This is a genomic window from Rhodopirellula maiorica SM1 (genome assembly GCF_000346295.1).
GTDB lineage: Bacteria > Planctomycetota > Planctomycetia > Pirellulales > Pirellulaceae > Novipirellula > Novipirellula maiorica.
On record NZ_ANOG01000963.1, the window covers coordinates 1 to 9,268 of the forward strand.

Genomic DNA, 9,268 nt, shown 5'->3' on the forward strand with positions numbered 1-9,268 from the left:
ACCCAACATGGTTTTTACGCTAGGGCCTTCGGCACACCTTGACTCTTTGGCAACGCGGGCTGGCCTTGGTACAATTCTTGGTAGTTCAGACATCGTTCGCTTCGTTTGGGGCGGTGTCGTAAAAACCTTCCGTTAGGCGACCTCAGAGTTTGGTGATGTTACGATCCCCCGAGATGACTCGTAGGATTTCTACGTTGTCGCCATGTTTACGATGGAAGATGACGTAGGCCTTCGGGATAATCTTGTCTCCTTGGCAATGGGCCGGGCCTCCAGCACACCGTACTCGTACTCGTACTCGTACTCAGCGAAGCGGTACTCGTACTCCTACTCGATTAGAGCGGTGTCGACGTTATCCACTTCGCTGGGCGGCGAGTACGAGTACCGCCCTGCGTCCTGAGTAGGAGTAGGAGCACGAGTACGAACGCGTGGTCGCCTAACAATGTGTGGCCGCTGAGTTGCGGCATCCATGCCGCAAACGCCTTCCTTCTTCAATCATCGTAGGCTCTCGTTGTATAATCTTTCGGTGGCCAACGTCTTTCGCTTCGGTCAGGGGCGGCGTCGGCCATGCTTCCCGTTGCACGACCTAGACTATGACATTGGTTGCCGAATTCGTTGATCCAGACATCTTCACTGTGGCAGGCGTTTTCTCCGCCGCTGAGTGTTGCGGGCTGATCGACCGCGCCGAATCTATCGGGTTTGATGCCGCATCCGTGCGCACACACTCTGGCCCGAAGATGATGACCAACATTCGCAACAACGATCGCGTCAATCTCGACGATCCAGAACTCGCTGCGCTGATGTGGTCTCGCATTTCGGACGTCCTGCCGTCGCTTGACGATCAGCACGCTGTTGGCGTGGACTTTCACCTTCGTTTCTACCGATACGGACCCGGTCAGGAATTCAAACGCCACAAGGATGGTTCCGTGACCAACGACGATGGTCACGTTAGCAAACTGTCGTATCTGGTTTACCTCAATGGCGACTTTGACGGCGGTTCAACCACGTTTCGCGACTACGATGGCAAGGGTGAATCGCGACGCAAAATCGAACATGTAATTACACCGACAGCTGGCTCCGCATTGCTCTTTCGCCACGAACGCTGGCACGAAGGTTCCGCGCTCGTCTCGGGTCGAAAATATGTCCTTCGATCTGACGTTTTCTACAGTGCGTAGGTCGGTCAACATGGTTGTACGCTAGGCCTCCAGGCACACCTTTCGTTGCGGTGCAGGTCTCGTTTCCAATATACAATCAAATCCAGTTCAGGACATCGCTCGCTTCGTTCAGGGCGGTGTCATAAAAACCATCCGTTGGGCGGCGTAGATCAATCGTGAGTCTTACCGAAAACATCGCACTCGTTCGCTTAAACTTGGAAACGTACGCTGAGGGCTACCACCGAATGAGCGTTGCCTCTGAGGATGGCGGCGCGGGCGTGCCTGCCGACATGTTCGAGGGCGACGTTGACGATGAGGGCTGGGTTGCGTGGCGCATGCTTCCTTCCACTCTTAGCGAATCCGACGTTTCCCAAATGGAGACCGAATTCGCGATTCAGCTACCGCCTCTTTTTCGCGCATACTTGCTCGCCGGGTTCCAGCTGTTTGACCAAATCCACAGTTCTCGTTACGACCAACTCATATTCAACACTGACGTTCCATCCAACAATCCACTTGGCCCCATCCGCCAACTTATCAATGTGTGGAAACCGTTGCTTTCCGCTAACTTTATTCCATTCGCCCAGTGGGGCGACGGATGGGGGCCAATGTGCTTCGACGCCGCCAATCGAACGGCCGATGGTGATTGCCCAATCGTTTGGATGGATCACGAACTGTTAGCCCCCCTTGGCCCCGACAAATGTGCTGACCGCGATTCGGTGATGCCACACGCAAACCCACTTTACGACTCATATCGCGACTTCTTTAGCGACGTCTTCTCGCAGGCCTAACGCCGCCCAACATGGTTCTTACGCTCGGCCTTCGGCACACCTTCGTTGTGGTGCTGACCTCGCAACCATTATACAATCCAATTCACTTCAATCCATTTCCGCTTCGTTCACGGCGGTGACGTAAAAACATTCCGTTGCACGCACTGGGAATCCCCTACTTGTGACGCTCGAAGATTCACTGTTTGAGATACAGCCCGACGCGAAACGAGCCGATTTGTCTCGACCAGCCTTCCATTACCGAATGAAGGTGCCTGCTTTCACCGATGACCGTGTCTTCGTGCCGGTCAACGACAACTACGCGTTCTTGATCAATGCTCGTGCAGGGTTCTCCACCGCGTCTCGATTCGCTGATTCCGCCGGGGCAAGCCCGAGCGGAGATCGATGGCGTGAGGGAGGTTTTGTGGGTAGCTTCCAATTGCCCGCTCCGCCGGGACAAGCCCGCAGCGGAAGCCAAAACAGGCTTCCACGGACTTGCGTCCATGGCTATGACACGCCATCGCGTTGCGATTCAGAGCGTCAAATTAGATTCCTCACTAAAACGATCGACATCGCGATGGATGTCCTGCTACAACCATAGCGCACCAAATCCCGCTGCGAAGCGGCTCACTTGAACACGGTTTTTACGCTTAGCCCTTGCGGGATAATTTTGGCCCTTTGGAAATGGGCCATGGCCTCCAGCACATCGTACTCGTACTCAGCGAAGCGGTACTCGTACTCCTACTCGATTACAGCGAGAGCGGCGTTGTCCAATTCGCTGGGCGGCGAGTACGAGTACGAGTACGAAACCGCGAACGTACAACACAGTGTGGACGCTGAGTCGCGTCATTCATGCCGCAAACGCCTTCCTGCTTCATTCTACGCGGGCTTTCGCTGTATAATCGTCGTGTGGGCCAACGTGTTTCGCTCCGACCAGGGAGCGGCGGCGGCCATGCTTCCCGTTGCGCAACTCTTATGAAAGAACCTGATTTCGCATCCAACGAACGTCAGCTAATTGACGCGTCGATCCTCGCAATCAGCGAGTTTGCGGCTCAGCACACTGATGAGCTGTTTCGCTACTTTGCGTTTGATTGTAATGCGGACTATGGCGAGATCCTACCTTGCCTAGACACGGAGGAAAACTCGATCGCACAGGCGAAGAAACACGAGGCACGCATAAGTGAACGCCGCCTCACCCAACTCTCCTACGATGACAAGAAGTCACTAGAGTGGGCGATCAACACGTTTAAAAACCCGATTACAGGTCCTGTGCTTCCGTATAACAACAACACGGGAGACTTTCGATACCAAGGGTTTGCGGAAGTGTCCTTCCTCGATGAATGGGAGGAATTCTCTCTGGCAGACGACTACCCGGGTGAGTTTGCGGATTCTCAGGACGACTATCTCGAATGCACTGCTGCGGTGATGTTCTCACGAACGATTGACGCCTTGGTGGAACAAAAGGCGTTTGACTGCCTGCAGCGGACATCACCATTCTTGGTTGGATTTGCCTTTCATGAAGGTCCACAATTGGTTGTACGGCTTCTCAACTGCTGAGCGCAGGGACGCCCCAACCTCTTCAGACTTGGAGTCAACGAGGGACGAGCCTGATCCCAAAACCATGTTCAAGACGAGCCGCTTCGTGGCGGGTGGCGGCTCGAACTGTCCGCATGATGCGTCGGAGCGGCTGAACAAGGTGAATTACATTTGGTGCCTGTAGACCTGGGAGAACTCGCGACTTGAAATCTCCTTCCGTTGAGCTTGTCTCGGCGGAGGAAACAAATGGCAGCTACCGAGAATGAAGAAAGGCCAAACACTGCTCCGCTGCGGGCTCGTCCCGGCGGACACCGCGTCTCGATTCGCTGATTCCGCCGGGGCAAGCCCGAGCGGAGATCGATGGGGCGTGGGAGGTTTGATGGGTAGCTTCCAATTGCCCGCTCCGCCGGGACAAGCCCGCAGCGGAAGCGAAAACAGGCTTCCACGGACTTGCGTCCATGGCTATGACACGCCATTGCGTTGCGATTCAAAGCGTCAAATTAGATTCCTCACTAAAACGATCGACATCGCGATGGATGTCCTGCTACAACCATGACGCACAAAATCCCGCTGCGAAGTGGCTCACTTGAACACGGTTTTTACGCTTAGCCCTTGCGGGATAATTTTGGCCCTTTGGAAATGGGCCATGGCCTCCAGCACATCGTACTCGTACTCAGCGAAGCGGTACTCGTACTCCTACTCGTTTACAGCGAGAGCGACGTTGTCCAATTCGCTGGGTGGCGAGTACGAGTACCATCCTGCGGACTGAGTACGAGCACGAGTGCGTGGGCGCCTCACACGGCGTGGCCGCTGAGTCGTGGCAGGCACGCCGCAAACGCCTTCCTTCTTCATTCCACGTGGGCTCTCGTTGTATAATCTTCTGGTTGGCCAACGTGTTTCGCTTCGATCAGGGGGCGGCGTCGGCCACACAACCCGTTGCGCGTGCTCCTCGCCTATGGTGGATTACCCTCTCCAAGGCGATCCGCTTCGTGGCAGGATGCAGCTCGCTTTATCTGCAGAAGCAGCGGTAGCGCGATCACGACTTCTACGCCCTTGTGGCAGCCTCTTTCGAGGAATCATGGGATCGGCAAGAATGAGCGGCCTACGTTCCTTGCTGCCAATTCGTGGCTACATTCTCTTTCCCCCGTCTTACGTCGTGCCAAGCGAACCACCTTCTAAAACCGGAAAGACGCCGATCAACGCGTTTTTGATTCATGCAGCCACCATGCTGCATCGCTACGGCACGCCATCGCATCGGCTCGAGCGCGTGATGACCCAAGTCGCATCGTCGCTGGGAGTTGAGGCGGTATTCTTGTATACGCCCACCGCGCTAGTGATTTCGATTACCAATGCAGGCCACGAAGAGACGGTGGTCCGCCGCGTCGATTCTCGCGAAATGCATGTCGACAAAATTTTTCAAGCCGATGATGTGCTGGGAAAGCTCGAGCGGGGTGAGGTTACGATCCAAGCCGCCGCCACACGACTTCGTGAGATCGATCATAGTGAACCGCCTTATCGCTTTGCTGCGTTCGCAGTCGCCTGTGCGGTTGGTTGCGGCGTGCTTGCGACGCTGTTCCAAGGATCCGTCGCCGAAGTCATCGCCGCGACGGTGATTGGATTAGTCATCGCAGTGATCGAGCGGATCGCCGACCGAATTTGCGGAGAACCAAGTTTACTGCATCCGATCTCGGGTTTTGTGGCGGCGACGCTGTCGCTTGCCATTGCACACTTCGTCGTCCCGATTGACGATCGACTGGTCACGCTGGCTGGATTGATCGTACTAATACCAGGATTGAAATTGACCGTCGCGTTAACCGAACTTGCGGTGGGACACCTGTCAGCCGGAGTGGCACGGCTTGCCGGAGCGATCGTCATGTTGTTCACGCTGTTATTGGGGGCCGCGATTGCTTGGCGATTCGCACTTCCATGGCGAGATATCCCCGAAAAACTTCCTGCTACCGATTCGCTCTGGCAATGGTTGGCGATATTGATCGCGCCGATCACGTTCGCCATCATCTTTCAAGCTCGTGTGCCGCAGTGGCCGGCGATCTTTAGCGTTTCGATGCTCGGCATCCTGGTCCTCCGTTTGGTCGATCCTCACTACGGTTCGGAAGTCGCCTCGTTTTCCGCAGCACTGGCGGTGGGATGTGGCAGCAATCTGTATGCGCGTTTGCGTGGTCGTCCCGCATTGATCGTGCAAACGCCTGCCATGATCGTCTTGGTCCCAGGATCGTTTGGCTATCGATCGCTGATCGCGATGTTGGATCACGAAACCATCGCTGGCATCGAGATTGGCTTTCACACGGTGATGATCGCGATGTGCTTGGTTGGCGGCTTGTTGATGTCCAACGCGTTGGTGCCGCCGAACCGAATTCTTTAATCCAAAGTTGCAACATGGAAACCTCGGCTCAGCAGCTGGATGATGCCTATCGGAAAACGATTTATTGGTGCGAATCGCCGGAACAATCCGTTGCAATTCGCATTGGTCACAAACATCCTGTGCTCGACGATGCACTGCGAAACGAAGCGGTGAGCGAGTGGGCGTTCATCACCGCCTACAACCCTCATTCGACTCCGAAGGCGCCGTCACAAAATCGAGCAATGAACGAGCAATTAGAGTGCGAGATTGCCCGTCTCGGCTATTTGTACTGGCACGGAACCGGCATCGATCCCAAGGGGCAATGGCCACCTGAGGCCAGTTTTTTGCTGCTCGGAATCATGCCTGCATCCGCAGCCAATATCGGTAGGAAATACCACCAGAACGCGATCGTCATCGGACGCGTCGGTGGTGCTGCAGAATTGCTGTTCTTGACCTCGGAAACGGGATCTCGCTGAAGACGATAACGCTGCAAAGCAAAGCATATGCCAGGATAAATCCAACAAGTGACGACCTCGTTTACTGACGTTACAATGGCGGCACCCCTTCCGAATTGATGCAATGTCCGCTGCCTTCGAATTTGCTCCTCACTACGCCGTCGATGCCCCTTCGCTTTGGAAGGGTGCCCCGGAACTGCGGGAAGGACTTGCGATTGCGACTTAGCGAGGACTATGAAATATCGATCCCAACCACGAAGCTCTTTCGTCATTGGGGACAGGTAGTCGTGAACCATGGCGAGTTGATTTTGTGAACCGCTCGCGCGTCAGCGGCCGGGTCCCACGCATTACCTGGCCGCCTTACGGCCCACGGCTCACAACCCCCGCTTGCAATCGTTCCTTCTTAGCCCTCACTCATGAATCGAATTTCGTTACTAGCCGGCGGATCCGTGATCGTCTTCGTCATTTGCGTGGCGCTGCTGTTTGCTACCGATGGGGACCGGGTTTCGGATGGCGATCTCGATTCGCGGCCATTGATGTTGTACTGCGCCGCCAGCAACCGAGCGGTGATGGACAAGCTCATCCAGGATTACCAACTCGAGTTTCAGCGTCGAGTGCACGTCCAATACGGTCCATCACAAACGCTGCTGTCGTCGATTGCGGTTAGCAAAACGGGCGATTTGTTTCTGCCTGCGGACGACAGCTACTTGAAGATCGCGAAACAGAAGCAGCTTGTTACACAGCAATTCCCCATTGCGTTGATGCACGCTGTGGTTGCGGTCAGAAAAGGCAATCCTCTCACAATTTCCATGTTCGAAGATCTGCTGCGTGACGACGTCCGCTTTGTTCAAGCGAGTCCCGAGATGGCTGCGATCGGCAAAGTCACTCAAGGTTCACTGACACGCCTGGGCCGCTGGGACGATATCGACGCGGCGACGATCGGATATCGCACGTCGGTCAACGAGGTGGCAAACGACATCGAAGCCGGATCCGCCGACGCTGGCATCGTTTACGACGCAGTGCTGCACACCTATCCCAACCTCTCGTTCGTCGAGGTTGCGGAACTAAAAAACGCCACTTCCCAGGTTTCCATCGGCATCATCGCGACGACAGATCAACAAGAAGCGGCGGAGCATTTCGCCCATTACGTTTCCAGTAGCGCTCGCTCTCGCGAGCACTACAAGAACTATGGCTTTGATGTTCGCGATTAAACGTTTCTACTGGATGGGCACGAGCTTGGCTTCGACGCCGAGCGTTCCCTTCGCAGCCGACTTGCTTTGGTCCAAAACAAACGGTCCAAATTGACGATCCAAATGCAGCATCAGCACGGTATCGGATTCCACCGCCAAGCGTCGTTCGGGCTTAAATTCGGATGAATAGATCGCCTTCTTCGACACTCGGACCTCGTCGATCTTGCCGATGAACGGGCGAGTGGCTTGGCCTTGCGTATTGGGATCGGCACCGATGTACAGCGGCAATTTATTGGTCGTACGTTTGCCCGATGCTTTCTTAGTTCCGACAAGGGCTCCGTTGATATACAGCTTGACTTCGGCACCGTCATAGACGCCCGCCAAGTGAGACCACTGGTTCACAGGCAACACGTCGGTCGCTTTGGCACTGTAGTATTTGCCTTTTAAATTCACATCAAATTGTGGCACACCCTCATCCATAAAGAACGCGAACTCACTTTGCTGTGTCTTGGCGATCAAACCGCGATGTCCCGCAACCTGCGCCGGATTGACCCAGGCTTCGAGCGTGAACGGTCCGTTGGGAAGCTTCAGTTCCGAAGAATCCACTCGCACGGCAGATCGTTCATCTACCACCTTCAAACAACGATTGTCGTTGCCGCTGAAATAGTCCGCAGGCACGGCTGCCAACTTCATCGAAATCGGAGTCGAGGTCGGCGGCAATTGGATACGTGTGCTCTGACCGACATAGTGCAGATCCATTTGCACGCGTGGGTTGGTCAATTCGGCCTCCAGATCGGCTTTGCGTTGCAATCCGAATGACAACTGCACCGTCTGGCCGGCTTCGATCTTGACGTGTTGATGGTCCAGCGTCGTGACCCAATCTCGGTTAACCGGATCAAGCGATGCGGTCGCTTCGACTAGATTTGCCGAGGTGTTCGTCAACGAAAACGTCAACTCACCCGAGGCCGAGCCATCAATTTGCAACCGCAAATTGTTTTCGATTTCTTCCGGGCGAATCTTGCGGGCCATATTCACGTCGGCCAAAAATTCCGGAGTGAACTCGGTTGGATCGATGACCGAACCGACCGGCAACGCCGCAACGGTGACGCTTTCTTTGCGAACGGTTACGACATTCAAATGGTGCAGGTAACCTGCACCGGGAATGTCGGCGGACAAATGACCTCCGGTGGTCGCCAAGGTGTAGTAGGCAATTCCGTCTTTGGGCCCATCAAAACGCATGTGATGAATGTGTCCGGCGAACACTGCGCTGACGTTTCCTGCGGCCTTCAAGATCTCGTGAACTTCATCCCAATTGCCGTCGGTATAGCCAGCACCGATCCAGCGTGGGTGGTGCAGGAACAAAAACACGTGGTCGAGATCTTTGTGTTTTTCGAGCGATTGACGTAAAAAGTCAAGCTGCTCGGGACTCATCTTTTGCAACCGGCCTTCGTTAAAACCTTTTTCGTTGGTGGCCGAATCACCTTCGTCACTGTACAGCACGACAAAACCGGCGTTCTTGTGCTGGAACGTGTACCACAGTGGACCAAAGTGTTTTTCGTAATTGGTTTCATGCTGGCCTTGGGGAGCCTTGCCCTCACCACGCCAATAGACGTCATGATTCCCCGCAACAGGAAACCACTGCATCTTCAAGCGATCCATAATCTCTTTGTACTCGGCCATCTGTTCCATCCACAACGGTGCGTCGTTGTAGCCTTGGATCAAATCGCCCACGGTCATAACCAAATCAGGATCGAGCAAATTGGTATCGACGACCGCTTGCTCAAGCACCTTCAAACCAGCGGGCACACCTCCG

At 54.9% G+C, this 9,268-nt stretch carries 10 protein-coding genes; 9 read left to right on the plus strand and 1 reads right to left on the minus strand.

From position 1 onward, the window contains the following. Nucleotides 1-590: 590 nt before the first annotated feature. The 9 genes from RMSM_RS30880 (at nucleotide 591) to modA (ending at nucleotide 7,476) form a co-directional block, all read left to right on the plus strand. Nucleotides 591-1,172 carry a prolyl hydroxylase family protein gene (locus RMSM_RS30880; protein ID WP_008706800.1) on the plus strand — a complete coding sequence of 194 codons (582 nt, stop codon included), beginning with the start codon at nucleotides 591-593 and terminating at the stop codon, nucleotides 1,170-1,172. 224 nt (nucleotides 1,173-1,396) lie between these two features. Then, the gene (locus RMSM_RS30885) at nucleotides 1,397-1,939 is read left to right on the plus strand and encodes an SMI1/KNR4 family protein (RefSeq protein WP_040770382.1); all 543 of its coding nucleotides are present in this window, start codon (nucleotides 1,397-1,399) and stop codon (nucleotides 1,937-1,939) included. Nucleotides 1,940-2,099: 160 nt separating this feature from the next. Further along, complete coding sequence (locus tag RMSM_RS30890; protein ID WP_008706804.1) at nucleotides 2,100-2,516, plus strand: hypothetical protein; 417 nt, start codon at nucleotides 2,100-2,102, stop codon at nucleotides 2,514-2,516. A 90-nt stretch (nucleotides 2,517-2,606) separates the two neighbouring features. Then, a complete protein-coding gene (locus RMSM_RS30895; protein ID WP_144058089.1) occupies nucleotides 2,607-2,894 on the plus strand; it encodes a hypothetical protein in 288 nt (95 codons plus the stop codon). After that, complete coding sequence (locus tag RMSM_RS30900; protein ID WP_008706806.1) at nucleotides 2,891-3,472, plus strand: hypothetical protein; 582 nt, start codon at nucleotides 2,891-2,893, stop codon at nucleotides 3,470-3,472. The genes RMSM_RS30895 and RMSM_RS30900 overlap by 4 nt, the downstream gene beginning before the upstream one ends. Before the next feature lie 625 nt (nucleotides 3,473-4,097). Continuing rightward, on the plus strand, nucleotides 4,098-4,220 hold the full coding sequence (locus RMSM_RS43540; RefSeq protein WP_261340358.1) for a hypothetical protein: 123 nt from the start codon (nucleotides 4,098-4,100) through the stop codon (nucleotides 4,218-4,220). A gap of 324 nt (nucleotides 4,221-4,544) precedes the next feature. Then, nucleotides 4,545-5,831, plus strand: a complete 1,287-nt coding sequence (locus tag RMSM_RS30910) for a threonine/serine exporter family protein (RefSeq protein ID WP_040770388.1) — start codon at nucleotides 4,545-4,547, stop codon at nucleotides 5,829-5,831. 14 nt (nucleotides 5,832-5,845) lie between these two features. Further along, complete coding sequence (locus RMSM_RS30915; RefSeq protein ID WP_008706811.1) at nucleotides 5,846-6,286, plus strand: DUF3293 domain-containing protein; 441 nt, start codon at nucleotides 5,846-5,848, stop codon at nucleotides 6,284-6,286. A 395-nt stretch (nucleotides 6,287-6,681) separates the two neighbouring features. Beyond that, nucleotides 6,682-7,476 carry a molybdate ABC transporter substrate-binding protein gene (modA, locus tag RMSM_RS30920; RefSeq protein ID WP_008706813.1) on the plus strand — a complete coding sequence of 265 codons (795 nt, stop codon included), beginning with the start codon at nucleotides 6,682-6,684 and terminating at the stop codon, nucleotides 7,474-7,476. A gap of 6 nt (nucleotides 7,477-7,482) precedes the next feature. Here modA and RMSM_RS30925 read toward each other — a convergent pair. Further along, on the minus strand, nucleotides 7,483-9,268 hold a 1,786-nt coding region (locus RMSM_RS30925), incomplete at its 5' end, for a LamG-like jellyroll fold domain-containing protein (RefSeq protein WP_040770393.1).

Coding starts and splice junctions, on each gene's coding strand:
- RMSM_RS30880 (WP_008706800.1), top strand. CDS start 591: ATGACATTGGTTGCCGAATTCGTTGATCCAGACATCTTCACTGTGGCA.
- RMSM_RS30910 (WP_040770388.1), top strand. CDS start 4,545: ATGAGCGGCCTACGTTCCTTGCTGCCAATTCGTGGCTACATTCTCTTT.
- RMSM_RS30895 (WP_144058089.1), top strand. CDS start 2,607: ATGGCCTCCAGCACATCGTACTCGTACTCAGCGAAGCGGTACTCGTAC.
- RMSM_RS30885 (WP_040770382.1), top strand. CDS start 1,397: ATGAGCGTTGCCTCTGAGGATGGCGGCGCGGGCGTGCCTGCCGACATG.
- RMSM_RS43540 (WP_261340358.1), top strand. CDS start 4,098: ATGGCCTCCAGCACATCGTACTCGTACTCAGCGAAGCGGTACTCGTAC.
- RMSM_RS30915 (WP_008706811.1), top strand. CDS start 5,846: ATGGAAACCTCGGCTCAGCAGCTGGATGATGCCTATCGGAAAACGATT.
- RMSM_RS30900 (WP_008706806.1), top strand. CDS start 2,891: ATGAAAGAACCTGATTTCGCATCCAACGAACGTCAGCTAATTGACGCG.
- modA (WP_008706813.1), top strand. CDS start 6,682: ATGAATCGAATTTCGTTACTAGCCGGCGGATCCGTGATCGTCTTCGTC.